This is a genomic window from Dechloromonas sp. H13 (assembly GCF_009469615.1).
Lineage (GTDB): Bacteria > Pseudomonadota > Gammaproteobacteria > Burkholderiales > Rhodocyclaceae > Azonexus.
Window position 1 is genome coordinate 180,873 of sequence record NZ_SSXX01000006.1, and the last position, 20,682, is coordinate 201,554.

The 20,682-nt window shown below is 64.6% G+C and carries 25 protein-coding genes and 1 tRNA gene; 14 read left to right on the forward strand and 12 right to left on the reverse strand.

The genetic code is table 11. The annotated features are described in order from the left end of the window. Positions 1-14 precede the first annotated feature (14 nt). Positions 15-1,421 (forward strand): cytochrome c oxidase accessory protein CcoG, encoded by a 1,407-nt coding sequence (ccoG, locus tag GH660_RS14055; protein ID WP_153147303.1) that lies wholly within the window; start codon positions 15-17, stop codon positions 1,419-1,421. Between the two features lie 9 nt (positions 1,422-1,430). On the opposite strand, the gene GH660_RS14060 is transcribed toward ccoG, so the two are convergent. Together GH660_RS14060 and GH660_RS14065 are read right to left on the reverse strand one after the other, a co-directional pair. Beyond that, the gene (locus GH660_RS14060; RefSeq protein ID WP_153147304.1) at positions 1,431-1,667 is read right to left on the reverse strand and encodes a hypothetical protein; all 237 of its coding nucleotides are present in this window, start codon (positions 1,665-1,667) and stop codon (positions 1,431-1,433) included. A gap of 32 nt (positions 1,668-1,699) precedes the next feature. Next, positions 1,700-2,344: a Crp/Fnr family transcriptional regulator gene (locus GH660_RS14065; protein ID WP_194266322.1), complete on the reverse strand. Its 645-nt coding sequence runs from the start codon at positions 2,342-2,344 to the stop codon at positions 1,700-1,702. Positions 2,345-3,014: 670 nt separating this feature from the next. On the opposite strand from GH660_RS14065, the gene GH660_RS14070 reads away from it, so the two are divergent. Together GH660_RS14070 and GH660_RS14075 are read left to right on the forward strand one after the other, a co-directional pair. Further along, on the forward strand, positions 3,015-3,197 hold the full coding sequence (locus GH660_RS14070) for a hypothetical protein (protein ID WP_153147306.1): 183 nt from the start codon (positions 3,015-3,017) through the stop codon (positions 3,195-3,197). Then, positions 3,198-3,536 carry a DsrE family protein gene (locus GH660_RS14075; protein WP_153147307.1) on the forward strand — a complete coding sequence of 113 codons (339 nt, stop codon included), beginning with the start codon at positions 3,198-3,200 and terminating at the stop codon, positions 3,534-3,536. 22 nt (positions 3,537-3,558) lie between these two features. Here the strand turns inward: GH660_RS14075 and GH660_RS14080 are convergent, their stop codons facing one another. Both GH660_RS14080 and GH660_RS14085 read right to left on the reverse strand, forming a co-directional pair. Further along, positions 3,559-3,912, reverse strand: a complete 354-nt coding sequence (locus tag GH660_RS14080) for a phage holin family protein (RefSeq protein WP_153147308.1) — start codon at positions 3,910-3,912, stop codon at positions 3,559-3,561. Positions 3,913-4,399: 487 nt separating this feature from the next. Beyond that, a tRNA-Arg gene (locus GH660_RS14085) sits at positions 4,400-4,476 on the reverse strand. Between the two features lie 66 nt (positions 4,477-4,542). Between GH660_RS14085 and GH660_RS14090 the strand changes: the two genes are divergently transcribed. Then, positions 4,543-4,809, forward strand: a complete 267-nt coding sequence (locus GH660_RS14090; RefSeq protein WP_153147309.1) for a biotin/lipoyl-containing protein — start codon at positions 4,543-4,545, stop codon at positions 4,807-4,809. 52 nt (positions 4,810-4,861) lie between these two features. Here GH660_RS14090 and GH660_RS14095 read toward each other — a convergent pair whose 3' ends face one another. The 4 genes from GH660_RS14095 to GH660_RS14110 form a co-directional block, all read right to left on the reverse strand. Next, the gene (locus GH660_RS14095) at positions 4,862-5,194 is read right to left on the reverse strand and encodes a BON domain-containing protein (RefSeq protein ID WP_153147310.1); all 333 of its coding nucleotides are present in this window, start codon (positions 5,192-5,194) and stop codon (positions 4,862-4,864) included. Between the two features lie 187 nt (positions 5,195-5,381). Continuing rightward, positions 5,382-6,788 (reverse strand): sigma 54-interacting transcriptional regulator, encoded by a 1,407-nt coding sequence (locus GH660_RS14100; protein ID WP_153147311.1) that lies wholly within the window; start codon positions 6,786-6,788, stop codon positions 5,382-5,384. Continuing rightward, a complete protein-coding gene (locus GH660_RS14105; protein WP_153147312.1) occupies positions 6,785-7,378 on the reverse strand; it encodes a permease in 594 nt (197 codons plus the stop codon). Before GH660_RS14105 ends, GH660_RS14100 begins: the two co-directional genes overlap by 4 nt. Beyond that, positions 7,362-8,771: an ATP-binding protein gene (locus GH660_RS14110; RefSeq protein ID WP_153147313.1), complete on the reverse strand. Its 1,410-nt coding sequence runs from the start codon at positions 8,769-8,771 to the stop codon at positions 7,362-7,364. Before GH660_RS14110 ends, GH660_RS14105 begins: the two co-directional genes overlap by 17 nt. A 345-nt stretch (positions 8,772-9,116) precedes the next feature. Between GH660_RS14110 and GH660_RS14115 the strand changes: the two genes are divergently transcribed. The 3 genes from GH660_RS14115 (at position 9,117) to ettA (ending at position 12,160) form a co-directional block, all read left to right on the forward strand. Next, entirely contained in the window at positions 9,117-9,728 is a 612-nt protein-coding gene (locus GH660_RS14115) for a polymer-forming cytoskeletal protein (RefSeq protein ID WP_153147314.1), read from the forward strand. A gap of 190 nt (positions 9,729-9,918) precedes the next feature. Beyond that, positions 9,919-10,449 (forward strand): RcnB family protein, encoded by a 531-nt coding sequence (locus tag GH660_RS14120; protein ID WP_153147315.1) that lies wholly within the window; start codon positions 9,919-9,921, stop codon positions 10,447-10,449. A 46-nt stretch (positions 10,450-10,495) separates the two neighbouring features. Then, positions 10,496-12,160 (forward strand): energy-dependent translational throttle protein EttA, encoded by a 1,665-nt coding sequence (gene ettA, locus GH660_RS14125; RefSeq protein ID WP_153147316.1) that lies wholly within the window; start codon positions 10,496-10,498, stop codon positions 12,158-12,160. Between the two features lie 95 nt (positions 12,161-12,255). Here the strand turns inward: ettA and GH660_RS14130 are convergent, their stop codons facing one another. Continuing rightward, positions 12,256-12,534 (reverse strand): hypothetical protein, encoded by a 279-nt coding sequence (locus GH660_RS14130; RefSeq protein ID WP_153147317.1) that lies wholly within the window; start codon positions 12,532-12,534, stop codon positions 12,256-12,258. Positions 12,535-12,645: 111 nt separating this feature from the next. On the opposite strand from GH660_RS14130, the gene GH660_RS14135 reads away from it, so the two are divergent. Both GH660_RS14135 and GH660_RS14140 read left to right on the forward strand, forming a co-directional pair. Further along, positions 12,646-13,479, forward strand: coding sequence for an SAM-dependent methyltransferase (locus GH660_RS14135; protein ID WP_153147318.1), 834 nt, complete (start codon positions 12,646-12,648; stop codon positions 13,477-13,479). Between the two features lie 7 nt (positions 13,480-13,486). Beyond that, entirely contained in the window at positions 13,487-15,382 is a 1,896-nt protein-coding gene (locus GH660_RS14140) for a U32 family peptidase (RefSeq protein ID WP_153147319.1), read from the forward strand. Positions 15,383-15,394: 12 nt separating this feature from the next. On the opposite strand, the gene GH660_RS14145 is transcribed toward GH660_RS14140, so the two are convergent. Beyond that, positions 15,395-16,102, reverse strand: coding sequence for a class I SAM-dependent methyltransferase (locus GH660_RS14145; protein WP_153147320.1), 708 nt, complete (start codon positions 16,100-16,102; stop codon positions 15,395-15,397). A gap of 194 nt (positions 16,103-16,296) precedes the next feature. On the opposite strand from GH660_RS14145, the gene GH660_RS14150 reads away from it, so the two are divergent. Next, complete coding sequence (locus GH660_RS14150) at positions 16,297-17,022, forward strand: zf-TFIIB domain-containing protein (protein WP_153147321.1); 726 nt, start codon at positions 16,297-16,299, stop codon at positions 17,020-17,022. Between the two features lie 45 nt (positions 17,023-17,067). Here the strand turns inward: GH660_RS14150 and GH660_RS14155 are convergent, their stop codons facing one another. Both GH660_RS14155 and GH660_RS14160 read right to left on the reverse strand, forming a co-directional pair. Continuing rightward, positions 17,068-17,556: an OmpA family protein gene (locus tag GH660_RS14155; protein ID WP_153147322.1), complete on the reverse strand. Its 489-nt coding sequence runs from the start codon at positions 17,554-17,556 to the stop codon at positions 17,068-17,070. 54 nt (positions 17,557-17,610) lie between these two features. Continuing rightward, positions 17,611-18,162, reverse strand: coding sequence for a YaeQ family protein (locus GH660_RS14160; protein ID WP_153147323.1), 552 nt, complete (start codon positions 18,160-18,162; stop codon positions 17,611-17,613). Between the two features lie 94 nt (positions 18,163-18,256). Between GH660_RS14160 and GH660_RS14165 the strand changes: the two genes are divergently transcribed. Genes GH660_RS14165 through GH660_RS14180 form a run of 4 tightly spaced genes read left to right on the forward strand, consistent with a single transcriptional unit; the run spans position 18,257 to position 20,590 of the window. Further along, entirely contained in the window at positions 18,257-18,700 is a 444-nt protein-coding gene (locus GH660_RS14165; protein WP_194266323.1) for a rhodanese-like domain-containing protein, read from the forward strand. Continuing rightward, positions 18,694-18,921 (forward strand): hypothetical protein, encoded by a 228-nt coding sequence (locus GH660_RS14170; RefSeq protein WP_153147324.1) that lies wholly within the window; start codon positions 18,694-18,696, stop codon positions 18,919-18,921. Before GH660_RS14165 ends, GH660_RS14170 begins: the two co-directional genes overlap by 7 nt. 30 nt (positions 18,922-18,951) lie before the next feature. After that, entirely contained in the window at positions 18,952-19,968 is a 1,017-nt protein-coding gene (locus tag GH660_RS14175) for a class I SAM-dependent rRNA methyltransferase (RefSeq protein ID WP_153147325.1), read from the forward strand. 46 nt (positions 19,969-20,014) lie between these two features. Next, positions 20,015-20,590, forward strand: a complete 576-nt coding sequence (locus GH660_RS14180; protein WP_153147326.1) for a GNAT family N-acetyltransferase — start codon at positions 20,015-20,017, stop codon at positions 20,588-20,590. Positions 20,591-20,682 lie beyond the last annotated feature (92 nt).

A 20,682-nucleotide genomic window follows, 5' to 3' on the forward strand; every position in this document is an offset into this window, starting at 1 on the left:
TCGCTGAAGCAAGAATGTCAAAGCCGCCCGCTACCAGGAAAGTCTTCGAGATCAAGCCGGTCGCCGACCCGGACGCCAAGGTCTACCCGCGTTCGATCAGCGGCCCCTACACGCGCTGGCGCTGGGTTTGCGTCTGGCTGACCCAGATCGTCTTCTACGGCCTGTGCTGGCTGCCTTGGCACGGTCGACAGGCGGTGTTGTTCGACATCGACAACCGCAAGTTCTATTTCTTCGATCTCGTTCTCTGGCCGCAGGACACGATCTATCTCGTGCTGCTGATGATTCTCGGGGCACTGGCGCTGTTCCTGTTCACCGCCGTGGCCGGGCGCCTGTGGTGCGGGTACGCCTGCCCGCAGACCGTCTATACGGAAATCTTCCTCTGGTTCGAGAAAGTCATCGAAGGCGAACGGCCGCAGCGGATCAAGCTCGATGCGGCGCCGTGGTCGCCGCGCAAGCTGGCGATCAAGAGCGCCAAGCATGCCACCTGGGGATTCTTCTCGCTGTGGACCGGGATCACCTTCGTCGGTTACTTCATGCCGATCCGCGAGTTGATGCACGATCTGGTCACCCTGTCGCCCGGCGCGTGGTCGGCGTTCTGGGTGGTGTTCTACGCCTTCGCCACCTACGGCAATGCCGGTTTCCTGCGCGAGCAGATGTGCCGGCAGATTTGCCCATACGCCCGTTTCCAGTTCGTGATGCTCGACCCGGATACGCTGATCATTGCCTACGATACCGTGCGCGGCGAATCGCGCGGCGCCCGCGCCAAGGGGAGCGACCCACGCGCCCTGGGTCTCGGCGATTGCGTGGACTGCGGCATCTGCGTCCAGGTCTGCCCGACCGGGATCGATATCCGCAACGGCCTGCAGAACGAGTGCATCGGCTGTGCCGCCTGCATCGATGCCTGCGACCAGGTGATGGACAAGATGAATTACCCGCGCGGCCTGATCCGCTACTCGACTGAAAATGCGGTCAGCATGCGCTACACGCCAATGGATATCGTCCGTCGGGCCGCCCGGCCACGGGTAATCATCTACACCGCCATCCTGGTTCTGCTCACGCTGGCGACCGCCTGGTCCCTGGCTACCCGCATCCCGCTGAAGGTCAACGTCCTGAAGGATCGCAACGTGCTCTCCCGCGAGGCGGACGACGGCGCGATCGAGAATACGTATCGCCTGCAGATCATGAATACCGGCGACCAGACCCGGACCTTCCGCATCAGCATCGGAGGAATCGACGGCATCCGCCTCGCCGGGGACAACGAAGTCACTATCGCCGGCGGCGAGATCGGCACGCAGACGGCGGTCGTCAGGGCGGATCCCGGGGCAACGGGCAGCGGTGCCACCCCGATCACTTTCGGCATAGCGGACGTGGCCGATACCAGCGTCGCCGTCACCGAGCACTCAAAGTTCTGGATGCCTTAACAAGTCCGGTTATTCGCCATATCGGCCGGTGCGGTCGACATGGTTATCCGGTGCATTTTGGTGCGACGCCACCCTCTCCTTGACGCTCCACGCATACATCAGGGATGACTCGTTGAACTCCTGCCGTGTTTCCAGATCCATCCACCAGACCAGACGACGGCTGTCCTGACCAAGGTATTTCCACTGCCTCAATTCTCCGCTGCAGAGTTCGATCGTATATACGGCGTTGATATCGAGAGCGATCATGGCTGAAGTCGCATGTCTTGAGCATGCATCGGCTACGCCAAACCAAGTTGCAGCCGGGATACGCTGTCGATGTGGATGTCGCGCCCGTGGATGGCGAAGTAACCCTGCTCGCTCAAATCGTGCAGGATGCGGGAGAAATACTCGGGGCTGAGATTCAGGCGCGAAGCGATGACGCCTTTGGGCGCCGACAGCCTGACTACCGCAGATTCGTTGCAGGGCTCCTGGACAGCCGCTTCGCGCAGCAGGAAGGTGAGTACGCGCGCTGCCCCGGTGTGCAGCGTGTATCCCTCCAGGTCGATCATCAGGTCGTGCAGGCGTCTTGACATGCCGTTCAGCAGCCGGTGGGCGAAACCGGGGTTGCGGGCGATGAGATCGAGAATCGCCGTCCCGGCGACCTGCAGCACCAGCGTGTCGCACAGCGCCTGGGCATGCGCGCGGTACGGCTCGTCCAGCAGCAGTTCGGCCTCGCCGAAGCTCTGGCCCGCCTGCAGGATGTCGACCACTTTCTCGCTGCCCTGCGTTGACGAAAACGCCACCTTCAGCTGGCCGTACATCACCACATGCAGGCCAGGACAGGTTTCTCCCGTTCGAAACAGCGTGCCGCACTTTTCGAGAACGACTACCTTGCTGGCCTTGGCAAGCTGCTGAATCTCCCCGCCCGGAAGGTCATCGAACAATGGGACGCGACCCAGATGGGTCTCTTTATGGACAGGCTTCGAGTCGCGCATCGCTGCTCCTGGCGGGGGACTTGGGTGGTCGGGCACCCAATGTGCCGCCGCCGGGCGAGCCCGGCTTGATCTGGATCAAATCAATCCGAACGCCCTATGCCTGCCCCTACCTAAATGACTAGACCGAACTCCGCCTTGCGAATGGCTCCGGCCTACACAGAAAGTCTCGAAGGGTCGTTTTTCGGGTCCACACTCGGCTTGGCGAAGCCAAGCCCTAGGCATGCGAGAGATAGCCGTTGGTGGCGAGCGCCAGTCCGGGCGCGAGGACGGCGGGCAGAACGGCGGCGTGAATGAGTTGGCGAATGCGCATTGGGGAACTCCGGATGTTTCCTGTCGTTTGAATGGAGGCGCCAGCCTAAGCAGGCGGTTGCGCAAACCCAACGACGCGCTTCTTCGATGCTTATTCCCCAGGCGTTGAGCACCATTTGCCGCGGTCGACATATGGAAATAGCCAAAAATTCTTTGTCGACCGCAACAGGCCGTCGCACAATGGCCCGACACCGCCGGATTTAATCGATAACTTGCCAGGGCGGACGACAAATACTGGCTAAAGTGTCGCTCGCTCCACATCCCCGGGAGCCGGCCTCGCCGGACTCAACGGGGAGCAAGGAGCTAGAACATGGTTCTCACCCTCGAACTGCCGATCCGGCACATTTCCCCCGACCCACTTTCCGCCTACGAAACCCGCTTCGGCGCCCTGCCGAGCTGGCTCGACGAGATCGACGCCGGCGAAGCGCGGGCCTTGGCGCGCCTGGCGCTGCGCCGCGGCGCCCCGCTCTGCCCCGCCGATCATCTGTCCTGAATGAATCAGCCCGTGACGCAGGCCAGCGCGCTGCTCAGCTGGCCGACGCTGCGCTTGCTGAAGACGACCGGCACGGCTACCCGCATCCACGTCGTCAGCCAAGGGCGCGGCATAGATTTCCTGCTCAAGGATGCCTGCGAGGCGAATGGCGAGCCCTATGCCGGCAAGGTCAAGCCGCTCGCCGCGCAGGGCGTGCAGTTCGAGATCTGCCGCAATACGCTGAAGGGTCGCAACCTGGGCGACGGCGCGGTGGATGCCAATGCCACCGTCGTGCCTGCCGGCGTGGCCGAAATCGCCCGCCTGCAGATCGAGGAAAAGGCCGCCTACCTCAAGCCCTGAGGTTTTGCGGCGGACGGAGGGTCTAGCTCGGGCGCTTCTGGCCCTGCATCAGCCACGAGAAAAGCCAACTGGCCAGGCTATAGACGATGGAACCGAACAGGGCGGCGAAGAAGCCATCGACCCGGAAGCCGCTCAGGATGTCGCTGGCGAACCAGAACAACAGCGCATTGATGACGAACAGGAACAGCCCCAGCGTCAGCAAGGTGACCGGCAAGGTGAGCAGGATGAAGATCGGGCGGATCACCGTATTGACCAGCCCGAGGATCACCACGGCGATCAGGGCGGAATACAGGGTGTCGATGTGCACCCCGGGAACGATGTAAGGCACCAGAAGGAGCGCGACCGCGTTCAACAGCCAGACCAGGAACAGCTTCATGAGGGTTATGCCTTCGTGATTGGACGATGCCGCGATTATAGTGGCGAGCCCGTGCGTCGTCGCCCTGTCCCGGCAGCCATCGACCAGAAAAAACAGCCACGCGAGGTGGTGGCCAAAAACGCAAGAGCGCTGGAGAGAGACGGCGCCAAGAACCTGACGGCTATTGACGCGTCACAACGTTAACATCGCCACTAGGGAACCAGAACGACATTGTGTTGATATGCATATGCGTGCCAGTGCCGGCACGAATTGTTGCCTGGGGGTGCTAAGGGGAGTTGATGCACGGCTTGATGTGACGGCGCATTGCTCGGTGGCACAGATCGAGGAGTTGCTGGACGCCCTGGAACGGATTACCGATGAGCGTAGCCGGACGAATCGAAGCTTGGAGACGATCCGCCGGGAACAAGTTGGGAAGTCGAGTCCCCAATTTTTCCCCACAGAAAGCAAAAAGGCCAATCCGAAGATTGACCTAAGTGCATGTTCTGAATGGCGCGCCCGGAGCGATTCGAACGCCCGACCCTCTGGTTCGTAGCCAGATACTCTATCCAACTGAGCTACGGGCGCGCTGTCAGAGCCGCGCATTATACGGATGAACGCGTAGAATGCAAGCCCTTCCACAGAAACTGGATCATGAGCACGATTTCCGTTCACATGCCGAAATACCCGGAGTGCTGGCAAAGCTGCGGATCGTGCGCCAGCGGCAACGTTTTCATCCTCGAATTGCTGGTGAAGGTCGGCGACGTGATCGAGCGTGACGACAACCTGCTGACGCTGGAAACCGGCAAGGTGGCGCTGGATATTCCCTCGCCCCAAGCCGGCCGCGTGCTTGCGATTCATGTCACAGAGGGCGATACAGTTGATGAGGGAGCGCTCCTGGTAACCCTGGAATCAACTTGACCAGACCCTGCCAGAGCCAGACCCTGCCAGAGGCCCGGCTCGCCCCCTGCGACTACTTTGGGGCGTCGACCACCATGCCACTGCGGATCTCCCGGACACCCTTGACGCTGCTGGCCAGATCCAGCGCGCGGCGCAGCGCGTTTTCGTCGGGCACCGTGCCGCCGATCGTCACCACGCCGGCCCTGGTGTTCACCCTGAACTGTCCGCCGGCCAAGCCGATGTCGGTACGCAACAAGGTTTCGATCCTTTCATTCAGCGTGGCATCGGGTGCTTCGACAGTCGCCGCCATCCCCTGCGGATTGTCAATGGCGAACGCGGTCAGTCCAATACCGCCGGAAAGGCTGACGGCAAACAGGGCAATTGCCGCGGAATAGCGCTTGGACATATGTACTCCTTTTCGTGTTGGACACGCGGAGGACTACGCGAGGTCCATGCCAGAAACATTTTTCCTATACAAATCAGTGACTTTTTGAATTTCGCCGGGCCGCTGGCGGCAGTTGCGTCGCCCGTCGACGACATGATTGCCGGCCCATCGCCGGAAAGCCGGATTTCACAGGCCCGGCGGGCTGTCGCTAATCGGCGGCAGGTTCGCCATCACCGCGGAACATGGCCGGCGTCAGATCGTGTTTCTGCAGCAGCCGATAGAACTCGGTACGGTTGCGGTCGGCGATGCGGGCGGCGTCGGCGACGTTGCCTTCGGTCAGCTTGAGCAGTTGCACCAGGTAATTGCGCTCGAAACGCTGCTTCGCCTCGGTATAGCTCAAGGCTTCCATCGCCGGAACGCGCAGGGCGCGCTGGACGAGGGTCAGCGGGATCAGCGGCGTCGAGGTCAGGGCGCAGCTCTGCTCGACGACGTTGTAGAGCTGGCGCACGTTGCCCGGCCAGGCCGCCGTCGCCAGCGCTTCCAGGGCATCCGGCGCGAAGCCGCTGATCGGCTTGCCGTACTTGCCTGCCACTTGCTGGACGAAGTGGGCGGCGAGCGGCGGGATGTCCTCGCGTCGCTCTTCCAGGCGCGGCAGCGTGAGCGACACGACATCCAGGCGATAGTAGAGGTCTTCCCGGAACTGCCCTTGCGCCATCGCGGCGTCGAGGTCGCGATGGGTGGCCGAGAGCAGACGGACGTCGACCGCCTCGGAACGCGTCGCGCCAACCGGGCGCACCATGCGTTCCTGTAGCACGCGCAGCAGTTTGACCTGCAGCGCCAGCGGCATGTCGCCGATTTCGTCGAGGAACAGCGTGCCGCCATTGGCCGCCTGGAAGAGCCCGGCCCGCGTATTGCCGGCACCGGTGAAAGCGCCCTTGACGTGGCCGAACAGCTCGGATTCGAGCAATTGTTCGGGAATGGCGCCGCAGTTGATCGCCACGAACGGCCCTTTGGCACGCGGACTGGCGCGGTGGATGGCGCGCGCCAGGACTTCCTTGCCGGTGCCGCTTTCGCCGCGGATCAGCACGCTGGCATCGGAAGCCGCCACCATGCGCGCCTCGGCCAACAGCTCGGCCATCCGGGAACTGCGGAAGACCATGCCGGCCAGCCACTCGTCGGACTGCCCGCCGGTCGCCAGCGGATCGACGAAGTCCTCCCCTCCCCCCGGCGCCGAGAGTTGCAGCGCCTGGTCGATTTTTTCCAGCAGCACCTGGCTGTCGAAAGGCTTGGTCAGGTAGCCGAAAACACCCCGCGAAGTGGCGTCGACCGCATCCGGTATGGTGCCGTGCGCCGTCAGCAGGATCACCGGCAAGGTGGGCCGGGTGCTGCGGATTTCCTCGAACAGCGCCAGGCCGTCGCGCCCCGGCAGGCGGACGTCGCTCACCACGGCGCGCGGTGGGTCGACGGCGATGCGGGCCAGCGCCTCTTCGGCGGAAACCACGGCCGTCACCCGAAAGCCGCGGGCCCGCAGGCGCATCGAGAGCAGCCGCAGGATGTCCTCGTCGTCGTCGACGACCAGGATGTGGGCGCCGTGGGCGCCGCTCGCCGGATTCACCGCACGCTCCCGCCCGGGCGCGTCGCCCGCGGGCGTTGTGGCAAGGTGCGCTCGATGTCCGCGAGACCGTCGATCTTTTCCTGCAACTCGGCGGCCTTGCGCTGACTCTCCTTCAGTTGCTGCCCCTGTTTGTCCAGCTGCACCTCGAGCTTCTGGCGCTCGCTGAAATTGTCGTTCAGCAACCGGGCCAGGGGCTGCAGGCTGACGGCGGCCGGTTCGTTCGATTTCAGTAAGCCTTCCAGCAGGCCCGATGCCTTGGCGAGATCCTGCTGGCCACGCGGATGGCCGAGCACCATCGCGGTCCGCACCTGCGTGTAGGGCGTCGACGGCAGAGCGGCGAGGACCTGCCGCTCGCGGGCGATCTGTGCCGGCGTCATGCGCTGCAGCAGCTGATAATAGGCGAGTGCCGCCACCTGGCCGGATTCCTCGCTGGCCTGCAACTGCGGAGCGGCGACTGGCGCGGCACCGTTGACCGGCGGCGCCGGAGGCGTGCCGGCGCAGGCCGCGAGCAGGACGGCGAGAGCCACACCCGAAGCGCGCCCGGCCAGGCCGGCGACACATCGACGCGGAAAGTTAATGTTGCTGTTCATGAGGTATTTCCACACAAAAATGGGCACCTACCGCGGCCGGAAGCAGGCTGACGCTGCCACCCAGCGCGCGGACCAGTTCGCGGACGATCGACAGGCCGACCCCGCTGCCCTGACGCGGCGCCGATGCCTTGCGCCGCCCCTGGACGAAGGGCTCGAAGATCCGTTCCACGTCTTCGTCGGCGACGCCCGGTCCCTGGTCGATGCATTCGACGCGCAGGATGCCGTTGCCGGTCGAGGCCAGTAAGCGGATCTCGCCGCCCTCGGGACTGAAGTCGATGGCGTTCGACAGCAGGTTGTCGATGATGACCGCCAGCTTTTCGTCATCTACCGATACCGTCTTGTCCGCCGCCTCGATGCGCACCGCCAGGTGCCGAGCCTGGCTGTGCAGCTCGCGCCGGCGCGCCGCCTCCGCCAGGAAGTCATGCAGGACCACCGGCCGCCGCGCCAGGCGGCTGCCTTCGAAAGCCGCCGCGTTCAGGCTCAGCAGGCCTTCGATCTGGCGCTGCAGGCCGATCACGTTGTGCTGCAGGATATCAACCACCTCGCGCTGGGCGATGCCGAGTTGCCCCGGCACTTCCTCGCGCAACAGGGCGACGCCCTCGCGCAGCGCGGTCAGCGGCGTCTTTAGTTCGTGCGAAACATGGCGCAGGGTCCGCTCGCGGTCGGCCTCCAGTTCGGCAAGGCGTTGCCGCAGCCAGTCGAGCTGCCGCCCCAGCTGGCGAAAGTCGGCCGGACCGCCGACCGGGACCGGCTCGTCGAAACGCTTTTCACCCAGCCGGGCGATCGCCCGCTCCAGGTTGCGCAGCGGGCGCACCAGCCACCAGCCCACCGCCATGACGACCAGCAGCGCGCCGACCAGCGCCACCGCGATCTGCCCGCCAAGGCGCAGGCGATTGGCTTCCAGCTGGATCAGCAGCTCGCTGTTCTGGGTATCGATCCAGTGTTTGCCGGCCGCCTTCAACAGGCCGTTGAGATCGACAAGACGCCCCATAACCGGCGCCAGATCGACCTGCGGCGCCCCGTGATCGAGGCCGCTGCGCAGCGCTTCGGCTTGTTCCCGCCAGTCCGCCAGAAGCGACTTGAGCGGCTTGGCGGCGAAGGTATCGAGGCGATCGACCACCGCCAGCGCCTGGCCGAGGTGTTCGTCGAAGCGCTGGCGCACCGCGTCATCCTGCAATACCAGGAACTGGCGGGCGCTGCGTTCCATGTCGACGGTGCGCTCCCCCAGTTCCTGGATCGAGGCGGTGACCGCCAGGGCCTGCTCGCCGTTCCGCCGGCTCTGGTCGACGAAATGTTCGACCACCAGCCAGCTGCGCAGCGCCGCCCCGCCGAGCAGGAGGACGATGACGACGAAGCCGGCCAGCAGCCCCTGACGAAAGGAAATTCGAATCATGCAACACGTTTTTCGAAAAACGAAAGTGTAGACCGCAACAGCCGAATCGGCAGCCGGCAGAGCGTTTTAGCCGCGATAACAACCAATATCATGTCAAAAATAAAATCGTTTGAATTCATAAACTTGCCTATATGTCGCTTTTTTCCGACAACCGGAAAACACCAACTGGCAAGACTTTCGCGACAATCAGCAAATAGCTGTCGCCATATCCCGACAGGCACTCCGGAAATATTGCGCAAGCAGTTTAAAAATTCGTTTCAAATAACTGTTTTTATTTGATTTTAAATTACTGGCACGCTAATCGCAAAGGTTTTGCCATTTTCAAGCGCAGCCAAAGGAAAGAGCATGTTCAACAAACCCAGCTTCAACAACCGCAACGACATGATCACGCGAAAGGATGCGCGCCCGGTGCTCGGCGGCGGTGCCGGCAGCACGCCGGTTCAACCGGTCGCCGACCTGGCGAACAGGAACGCCGCGCCGACCCCGGCAACGGAAAGCACATCGACCGTCGACACGCCCGCCGTTGTCCCCGTCACCGTGCCCGAACCGCCGGTGGCTGCCGGCGAATCCAACGCTTCGGAAGCGCGCCTGATCGTCGGCCCCGACGTCAAGCTCAAGGGCGCCGAGATTCTCGATTGCGACACGCTGGTCGTCGAAGGCCGCGTCGAGGCGACCATGGACAGCCGCGTCATCCGCATCGCCGAACAGGGCTCGTTTACCGGCAAGGTCAGCATCGACGTTGCCGAAATCCACGGCACCTTCGAGGGCGAGCTGACCGCCCGCCGGCAGTTGATCGTGCATGCCACCGGCCGCGTCAGCGGCAAGATTCGCTACGGCAAGCTGGTGATCGACGAAGGCGGCGAGCTGTGCGGTGACATCAACACCCTGAGCGAGAAGCCCCTGCCGCAACGAGCGCGCAATGACAGCGTGCCCGCCCTGAGCGCCGTCGGCGCCTGACGGGCCGCGCGCCGCACCTCACCCAGGGCAGCGGCCAAGACATTGCCCGACGAAAATCTCCCTTAGCCCCGGCTGCACCAACGCCGGGGCTTTTTCTCGTTCCCGGGCGTCTTCGCGCGCCCACGCCAAGGCTGGTCAAGCGGGACGAAGCCTCGTAGACTGCCAGCCTCGGCAATCTCGGCAAACCTCCATGAAGACTCGCAACTCGATCACCGCACGCCTTGTCGTGCTGGGCCTTAGCGCCCTGCTGGCCAGCACCGGCGCATTGGCCGATAAGGGTGGCAAGCACGGCCACAAGCACGAAGACCGCGACGACGATCGCCACTACGACGACCGACGCCATTACGATGACCGACGCCATTACGATGACCGGCGACGCTACGACGACCGCCGCGACGACGTGTCGATCCAGATTTATTTCGGCAACAACGACCGCCGCATCGTCAATGAATACTATGCACCGGAGTTCCGCGCCGGCCACTGCCCGCCCGGGCTTGCCAAGAAGGGGAACGGCTGCCGGCCGCCCGGCCATGCCAAAAAATGGCACAAGGGCCGCCCGCTGCCTGCCGGAATCGCCTACTACGAGCTGCCCCCGGACCTGATTTACCGGATGCCGCCCCCGCCGCGCGGGCATCGCTACGTCCGTGTCGGTTCCGACATCCTCCTGCTCTCCATCGGTTCCGGCATCGTCGTCGACGCGATGATCGACGTCGGCTACTGATTTCCCCGATCCACCACCGCGCAACCCACCACTACAGGCTAACCCGATGGCTCAATACGTCATGTCCATGCTCCGCGTGAGCAAGATCGTGCCGCCCAAGCGGCAGATCATCAAGGATATTTCCCTCTCCTTCTTCCCCGGCGCCAAGATCGGCCTGCTCGGTCTCAACGGTTCCGGCAAGTCGACCGTGTTGAAGATCATGGCCGGCGTGGACAAGGAATACGACGGCGAGGTCCAGCACCTGGCCGGCGTCTCGATCGGCTATTTGCCGCAGGAACCGCAGCTCGACCCGGAAAAGACGGTCCGGGAGGAAGTCGAATCGGCGCTCGGCGAAGTCATGCAGGCGCAGGCCAAGCTGGACGAGGTCTATGCCGCTTACGCCGACCCCGAGGCCGATTTCGACAAGCTGGCCGAGGAACAGGCGCGGCTGGAGGCGATCATCGCCACCGCCGGTGCCGACACCGAAAGCCAGATGGAACTCGCCGCCGACGCCCTGCGCCTGCCGCCCTGGGAAGCGAAGATCGGCAACCTTTCGGGCGGCGAAAAGCGCCGCGTCGCGCTGTGCAAGCTGCTGCTCGCGCGGCCCGACATGCTGCTGCTCGACGAGCCGACCAACCACCTCGACGCCGAATCGGTCGAATGGCTGGAGCAGTTCCTCGTCCGCTTCCCCGGCACCGTCGTCGCCGTCACCCACGACCGCTACTTCCTCGACAACGCCGCCGAGTGGATTCTCGAACTCGACCGCGGCCACGGCATTCCATGGAAGGGCAACTATTCGAGCTGGCTGGAGCAGAAGGAGGCGCGCCTGGAGACCGAGTCGAAGCAGGTCGACGCCCACATGAAGGCGATGAAGCAGGAACTGGAATGGGTACGTTCCAACCCCAAGGCGCGCCAGGCAAAATCCAAGGCTCGCCTGTCGCGCTTCGAGGAAATGTCCAGCTTCGAGTACCAGAAGCGCAACGAGACGCAGGAAATCTTCATTCCGGTCGGCGAGCGCCTCGGCGACAAGGTCATCGAGTTCGACGGCGTCAGCAAGTCCTTCGGCGACAAGCTGCTGATGGACAACCTGAGCTTCGCCATTCCGCCCGGCGCCATCGTCGGCATCATCGGCCCCAACGGCGCAGGCAAATCGACCCTGTTCAAGATGATCACCGGCCAGCAGCAGCCGGATGCCGGCGCGGTCGTCATCGGCCCGACGGTGAAGATCGCCTACGTCGACCAGTCGCGCGACTGTCTCGACGGCAACAAGACGGTGTTCGAGGAACTGGCGCAGGGCAGCGACATCCTGCAGATCGGCAAGTTCGAGATGCCGTCGCGCGCCTACATCGGCCGCTTCAACTTCAAGGGCGCCGACCAGGGCAAGCAGGTCGGCAATCTCTCCGGCGGCGAGCGCGGCCGGCTACACTTGGCCAAGACTCTGATGGCCGGCGGCAATGTGCTGCTGCTCGACGAGCCGTCCAACGACCTAGACGTCGAAACGCTGCGCGCGCTGGAGGATGCACTGCTCGAATTCCCCGGCTGTGCGCTGGTCATCTCGCACGACCGCTGGTTCCTCGACCGCATCTGCACGCACATCCTGGCCGCCGAAGGGGAGTCGCAGTGGACCTTCTTCACCGGCAACTTCCAGGAATACGAGGAAGACAAGAAGCGTCGCCTCGGCGAGGAAGGCGCCAAGCCGAAGCGCATCCGCTACAAGCCGATCACGCGCTGACGGTTGCGGTCAACGCGGCAGAACAGGGCAAAACGGGCGCCGTTGCGGCGCCCGTTTCTGTTTTGCACCCCGCCGATGCGAGGCGCAGCACTCGGTCAGTGTTTCAGGCTGGCGGAAAAGACAGCCCGGCTTTTTTCGGAAAACTGGAATTCGTTGAAGGCGCGATCGATCTCGGCTTCGTTGTCGCCCGCGGAGTGGTCCTCGAAGCAGATCCCGATGGTCTTGCCATTGGCGGCCAGGGTCTGGAAGGCATAACGCCAGCGTTGCGCTTCAGCCAGCCGCTCGCGCAGTTCGGCTTCATTGGAAATCGTGATACCGGCTTTCTTAAGGGAATCCAGGAAAACTTCGAAGGATTCGTTGCTCAGACTACCCATTTGTCTCTCCGTATGAAGTGCGGTGATTGATCACCATGAGCCTAATAACGACGCTCGATGGATTCGGTTGACACGAAAGTTGCGGGCCGTGAAATGCGATAATCCGGTCCCATGAAAAAACCGAACCCGCCAGCCGCGATCCCGGAAATCCGCCCCGGGCAGTCCATCGAACTGCTCAAGGAACTGCACATCCTGACCCGCGACGGCAAGCTCAACCAGGACACGCGGCGCAAGCTGAAACAGGTCTATCACCTCTACCAGTTCATCGAGCCGCTGCTGGATGGCGCCGAAACGCTGGTCGACCACGGGGCCGGCAAGTCGTATCTCGGCTTCATCCTCTACGATCTCTGTATCAAGGAGCGTGCCAGCGGCGAGATCATCGGCATCGAAAGCCGCCCGGAACTGGTCGAGAAATCCCGCGAACTGGCCGCCCGGCTGGGCTTTCAGCGCATGCGCTTCCTCGCCTGCACGGTCGAGGATTCACTGGCCTCGCCCGAACTGCCCGCCCGCGTCGATGTCGTCACCGCGCTACACGCCTGCAACACCGCCACTGATGACGCCATCCGCTTCGCGCTGACCAAAAACGCCCGGCACATCGTTCTCGTGCCCTGCTGCCAGGCTGAAGTCGCTGCCGCGATGCGCGCCCGGAAAGCCGATTCCCTGGGCAAGACGCCGCTCTCCGAACTCTGGCGACACCCGATCCACACCCGCGAACTCGGCAGCCACCTGACCAACGTGCTGCGCTGCCTGCTGCTCGAAGCGCACGGCTACGACGTCACCGTCACCGAACTGGTCGGCTGGGAGCATTCGATGAAGAACGAGCTGATCATCGCTTCAAAAACGGGCAAAAAAGGCAGTCGACCGCAACAGATCGCCCGCGAGCGCGCCGAAGCCATCCTGCGCGAGTTCAATATCGAGGAACTCGCGCCGCGCTTCACCTACTAAGTTCCCCATGACCCGCATCCAGCACCCGCTCGAACTCCTCGCCCCGGCCAAGAACGCCGATTTCGGCATCGAAGCCATCAAGCACGGCGCCGACGCCGTCTATATCGGCGGTCCGGCCTTCGGTGCCCGCTACGGCGCCGGCAACGATGTCGCCGAAATCCGACGCCTGTGCGCTTTTGCCCATCGCTACCGCGCCAAGGTTTTCGTCGCGCTGAACACCATCCTGCGCGACGACGAACTGGAAGAAAGCAGGCAACTGGCCTGGCAACTCTACGATGCCGGCGCCGACGCGCTGATCGTCCAGGACATGGGCCTGCTGGAACTCGAGCTGCCGCCAATCCAGCTGCACGCCAGCACGCAGACCGACATCCGCAACGCGGCCAAGGCGAAATTCCTGGAGGACGCCGGCTTCTCGCAGATCGTCCTGGCGCGCGAATGCAGCCTGAAGGAAATTCTCAATATTGCATCGCAAACGACTGTTGCGCTTGAGTATTTTGTGCACGGGGCGCTTTGTGTCGCTTATTCGGGACAGTGCTACATCAGCCACGCCCACACCGGGCGCAGCGCCAACCGCGGCGAATGTTCGCAGGCTTGCCGCCTGCCCTACACGCTGGTCGATGACAAGGGCAAAACAATCACCGAGAACCAGCACCTGCTGTCGATGAAGGACAACAACCAGAGCGAGAACCTGCTGGCGCTGATCGAGACCGGCGTCTCTTCGTTCAAGATCGAGGGCCGCCTGAAGGATCTCTCCTACGTCAAGAACATCACCGCCCACTACCGGACGCTGCTCGACGAAATCATCGCCGCCCACCCGCAATACGCCCGCGCCTCCAGCGGCCGCTCGACCTTCACCTTCGCGCCGCAGCCGGACAAGACCTTCAACCGCGGCTACACCGACTACTTCGCCAACGACCGCCAGGACGACATCGGCGCCTTCGATTCGCCGGCCTTCGTCGGCGAACTGATCGGCGAGGTAGCCGAAATCGGGGACGGCTGGCTCGTCGTCGACACCGACCAGACCTTCCACAACGGCGACGGCGTCTGCTTCCACGACGCGCACGGCGAAGTCGCCGGCATGCGCATCAACCGCGTCGAGGGCAACCGACTCTTCCCCGCCGAAATGCCGGAAGACCTCACCGAAGGCGCCACCCTGTTCCGCAACCGCGACCAGGAATTCGAACGGGCGCTGGAGAAGGAATCGGCCGCACGCCGGGTTGCGGTCAAGCCGCTATTCGCCGAAACCGCCGCCGGCTTCCGCCTGACGCTGACTGACGAAGATGGCGTGACGGTTGCGGTCGACCTGCCGAAAACCGCAAATATCGGCCACGAGATCGCCCAGAACCCGGAAACGGCGCTGGCGAAGCTCAGGGAAAACCTCGGCAAGTTCGGCAACACCATGTTCCAGGCCGAGCCGGTCGAACTGCAACTGTCGCAACCGTGGTTTCTGCCCGTCGGCGCCATCAACGCCCTGCGCCGCGAGGCCGCCGCGGCGCTCGAAGCCGCCCGCGTCGCCAGCCACCCGCATCCGCCGCGCGCCGCGCCGGCCGAAAACCCCGTGCCCTACCCGCAGGAAGAGCTCACCTACCTCGGCAACGTCTTCAACGCCAAGGCCCGCGCCTTCTACGAAAAGCACGGCGTCAAGCTGATCGAGGATGCCTACGAAGCCGGCAACGAAAAGGGCATGGTGTCGCTGATGATCACCCGCCACTGCCTGCGCTACAGCTTCAACCTGTGCCCGAAGGAAGTGAAGCACCTCAAGCCCGACCCGATGACGCTGATCAACGGCAGCGAGAGGCTGATCCTCAAGTTCGACTGCAAGGCCTGCGAGATGCACGTCGTCGGCAAGATGAAAAAGGGCGTCAGGCTCAACGTCGGCGCCATCCGCCCCGCTTCCGGTTGAACGGCGGCTTCCTCAGGCTTTCCGCAGCAGGTCCACGCGCTGCGGGTTGAGGAAGGTGGCGCCTTCCGGGCCGAGAAACGAGGCGAACTTCGCCTGCACCTGCGCGTACAACTCGGGCGACAGCGCATGGTTGGAATGCGTGACGCGGATCATGCGCTGGTCGAACTGCTCGAAATTCTCGAAAAAACTGCGGGTGTCGAAGAAATACTGCCGCACCAGGGTGAGCCGGCCGTCGTCGACGGCGCGGCGCAACGCCGCGAATGCCGCCTCGCGGACCACCTTTTCGTCATGGAACAGGCACATGATCCCGTTCAGTTCCCCGGCGTAGACCGGTTCGGAAATCCACGCCAGGCCGCCCGGCCTGAGCACGCGGGCGATTTCAGCCAGCGCGCGGTCCATCGACGCCACCGGCACGTGATGCAGCGACTTGAACATGAGCACGACATCGACGCTGGCGTCGTCCACCGGAATGGCCTCGGCGCCGCCCCGGCAGAAGCGCACGTTCGGCAGGTCGGTGATGGCGAGATTGCGCTGGTGCTGGATCTCGTCCACCTCCAGGGCGACAATTTCGGCGACGCGGCCGGATTCGGCGAGGGTGCGGGTCTTCTCGGCGCGGCCGCAGCCCAGTTCGAGCACGCGTGCCCGGTCCAGCGGCAGTTCCTCGAGCATCAGCCTGACTTCGTTGACCAGCGTCGTCTGGTCGGGATCGGCGATTTTCATGGGCAGTCAGCAATGGATGAAAAAACCGCATATTAACGGAAGCTGATGCACACCTCGCCCGCGCATGGCCCATTTTCGCCTGTTTTTTGCAGTCGACCGCGACAGGCGGGATTTCCCCGCGCCAGCGCTGCCAGCATACCCGCCGCCATGCCAATGCGCTATAGTCCGCTGGCCAGCCGACCCCCTGCCGCAAGATGAAACCCACCGCCTGTCCCTCCTGCCGCCAACCGATGAGCAAGCACCGCTTCGAGCGCCTGCATCACGGCGAAATCATCCTCGATCTCTGCTTTGCTTGCCAGGGCATCTGGTTCGACCATTTCGAAAGCGCGCAGATCACGCCGGGCGGCATCATCGAGCTGTTCAAGCTGCTCCACGCCCACCGCGACGACCTGCGCCAGCCGCTACGCGAACCGCTGCACTGCCCGCGCTGCGCCGACCGGCTGCTGCACGGGCTGGACGTCGCCCGCCACGGCGGCCAGTTCAATTACCACCGCTGCCTGCAGCAGCACGGGCGCTTCACCACCTTCGCCCAGTTCATGATCGAAAAGGGTTTCGTCCGTCAGCTGAGCGCCGCCGAGATCGGCGAACTGGCGGCCAAGGTCGGCACCGTCCGCTGCAACGGCTGCGGCGCCGCCGTCGATATCCGCCGGGATCACGCCTGCAGCCATTGCCGGGCGCCGATCACCATCCTCGACCCGAGCGCCGTCGAGCAGGCGCTGGCGCGTTACCAGCAGGCCGAAGTGAAGCGCACGACACGCGACGTCGAGCTGCTCGGCGACGCCATCGTCATGCGCGAGCGCGAGAAATCGCGGCTGAAACGCCAGAAGGCGGAGCCGGAAAACGCCGGCATCAATGACGTCATCGACCTGGTCGCGGCCGGCGCCGAACTGGTCTGGAACCTGATCCGCCCGCTCAAATGAAAAAGGGCGAGCCGTGGCTCGCCCTGGTGCCGGTCGAAAGCGCGCCTACTGCACGCGCACCTCGACGCGCCGCCCTTCTTCCGGGCTGCCACTGCCGACGGTCGTTTCCGGCTTGCGCAGCTTGATGCGGTCGCCCGCGACGCCAGCGGCGACCAGCGCGTCGCGCACCGCTTCGGCGCGCGCCTTGGCCAGGGCGGCGTTGTGCGCCGCATCGCCCGAAGGATCGTGGAAGCCGGAGAGCAGCACGATGGCCTGGGGCTGGAGCTTGAGGACTTCGATCGTCTTGACCACCACGCCCTCGCTGTCGACCACGGCCAGCGTCGCGGAATCGACCGCGAAAAAGACCTTGACCAGCGCTTCGCCGACCGGCGCGATCTCCGCTTCCCCGGCGGCCTGCACCGCAGCGACCGGCGCCGCCGGCTTGACTGCCTTGGCGGAGCTGCCACCATAGACCACCGCCACCACCGCCAGCGCGATGCCGGCCAGTACCCCGGCGATTACCGCTGTTGATTCGTCATCGTCATTTGCCGCCATACCCACCTCTCGAAATGAAAATCGGGCCGAAGCCGGTTAAATCCAGCCGGCATTCTAAGCCGAATCGGCGGCGAACAGAATCCTCGGCGCCAGTTCAAGATGCTGGCGGTCGTCGCCCAGCCAGATCACGCCGTCCTGCACCGTGCACTGCAGACGCATGCTGCGTACGGCGAGGCCGGCCAGCGCCTGCCCGTCGGCCGCCGTCAGGGCCAGCACGCGCAGGTTCTTCAGCGCCGCCAGCTTGCCGCCGTTCTGCTGCCACCAGATGTCGGCGCCGCGGCCGCCGTAGCTCAGCACGACGACCTCCCGCGCCCGGCCACAGGCACGGCGCACGGCCTTTTCGTCGGGCAGGCCGACGTCGATCCAGCGCTCGATGCTGCCGGTGGCGTCGATGTCCCAGAGATCGGCCTCGTCCCCGGTCGACAATCCGCGCCCGAAGGCCAGGGTCGGCGAGGCGTACAGGATGAAGGCCAGCAGGCGGATCATCATCCGCTCGTCGGTTTCCGACGGGTGGCGCGCCAGGGTCAGCGCGTGGTCGCCGAAATGCTGGCGGTCGAGATCGGCCACCTGCACTTCGGCCTTGAAAACGGTGGATTTCAGCGCCATCGGGCCATCCGGAAAAAAAGAACCGATTATCCCGGAAAGGGCTCCAATAAAGCATGCCCGCTATAATCAGCAAATACTGATTCAGGAGACCGCCATGCGCCACGCCATCCTTTCCTGTTGCCTCGCCCTCGCCGCGCTGACCGCCCGCGCCGAGGTCATCGACATCGACAACGCCGAACTCGCCCGGCTGATGAAGGACGGCGTCACCGTGATCGACATCCGCACCCTGCCGGAATGGGAGGAAACCGGCATCCTCTCCGGCAGCAAGCTGCTCACCTTCTTCGACGAGCGCGGCAAGGCCGACCCCGCCGCCTGGCTGGAGAAGGTCAAGCCGCTCGCCAAACCGGGCGACCCCGTCGTCGTCATCTGCCGCTCCGGCAATCGCACCAAGCCGGTCAGCCAGTTCCTCTCGCAGCAGGCCGGCTACGCCAGGGTCTATAACGTCAAGAGCGGCATAAAGGGCTGGTTGAAGGACAACGGGGCGGTCGTCCCGGCGACGTCGAGCATCGCCGCCTGTCGCGCCGCGAAAACTTGCTGAACCAGGCCGTCGACCGCAAACGCTGCGCCAGCTGCGAACGCTGGCAGGGCGAGCGGCAACCCGGCGCGACGGCCGACACGGTGGCCATCGAATCCGAGCTTGCAACCGGCCTCTGCAGCGGCGGCGGCTGGGACGGTTCCGAGCGCCGCGCTCGTTCCGCCTGCGGGCACTGGCGCCTCTGGCCGCCGCTGCAGCCGGCCGCCGACGACACCCTGCGGTAAAATCGCCATTTTCCGCCTCCCAGGCAGCCCATGCCCGCTTCGCTCACCACCCTGCTCGCCGACGCCTTCGCCGCCCGCCGGGAACTCCTGCATACCCTCCACGCCGAGGACACCAACGCCTACCGCCTGTTCAACGGCAGCTCGGAAGGCCGCCCCGGCCTGAATGTCGACCGTTACGGCGACCTCCTGCTGCTGCAGACCTTCCATGAGGCGCTCGACGGCCACGACCGCGTCGCCATCGAGCGCTTCTACGCCGACGCCGTGCCCGGCCTGACCGCCATCTACAACGACCGCAGCGGCGCCAATTCGCGCGTCACCAACCCGCTGCCGCCCGAGGTGCTGGCCGCGGCGCAGCAGCCGCGCGAATTCCATGAAATGGGCGTCCGCTACCTGGTCCAGGCCCGCCATGCCGGGCAGGACCCGTGGCTCTTCCTCGACCTGCGCGCCGGCCGCCGGCGCGTGATGCAGGAAGTCGCCGGCAAGTCGCTGCTCAACCTGTTCGCCTACACCTGCGGCGTCGGCATCGCCGCCGCCAGGGCCGGCGCCGCGCACGTCGTCAATGTCGATTTCGCCGAGTCGAGCCTCAAGATCGGCCGCGAGAACGCCCGCCTCAACGACCTGCCGATCCGCCCGCGCTTCGTGCACAGCGACGCCTTCGCCGCCATGCGCCAGCTGGCCGGCATCGGCCAGCCGCAGGTCGTGCGCGGCCGGAAGATGCCGGCCTTCCCCAAGCTGGAGCCGCGGACCTTCGACCTCGTATTCCTCGATCCGCCACGCTACGCCAAGAGCCCGTTCGGCGTCGTCGACATCGTCAACGACTACGCGGCGCTGATGAAGCCGGCGCTACTGTGCACGGCCGAGGGCGGCACGCTGATCTGCTGCAACAACGCGGCGCAGATTTCGCGCGAAACCTGGAGTGATCAGCTCGAACGCTGCGCCAGGAAGGTCGGGCACAGCATCCGCGACCTGGAATGGATCGCGCCGGAGGGCGATTTCCCCAGCCACGACGGGCAGGCGCCGCTGAAGATCGCGTTGCTGCGAGTATGAGGCGAACGCGGCCCAACCCAGCGGACCGTCGCCACCGGGACCAGACATGAAGCCTCAGCACTGGCGAAGCGCCGATGGCACCCGGCTGACCCTGCGGCCGATGCTGAAGAGCGATGCGCCGCTGGTCAAGGAGTCGCTCGGCAGGCTTTCCAGCGAAACCAGGCGCAACCGCTTCTTTTCCGCGGTCAGGGAGTTTTCCGACGAGACGGTGCGCCGGCTGACCGATTTCGACCTCGCCAGCGAGTTCGCCGTGGTCGTCGTCCGCCCCGACAGGGGCCGCGAAATCCCGATCGCCGGCGGCCGCTTCGTCCATTGCGCCGACGGCCGGCGCTGCGAGTTCTCGGTCCTGATCGGCGACCCCTGGCAGGGCCAGGGCCTTGGCCACCGGATCCTGCGCACCCTGATCCGCGAGGCGGCGCGGCGCGGCCTGCACCAGATGGACGGCTACGTCCTCGCCGACAACCGCGCCATGCTCAAGCTTGCGCGCGCCCACGGCTTCATGGTCGACACCAGCAACGAGGACGCAGGCGTCAGGATCGTCAGCCGCGACCTGCCCCGGCCGACGCCCGCCATCTGGCCACGGCTGTTCCGCAAGCTGCTGAAATTCGGCAGGAATCCGTAGGGCGTATTCCCGGCAACCGGCGCGACTGTCGCTTACCGGGACCACGCCCCGGGCCGCCCCCCGTTAAGGAAGCGTTAATCTGGGCGAAATAG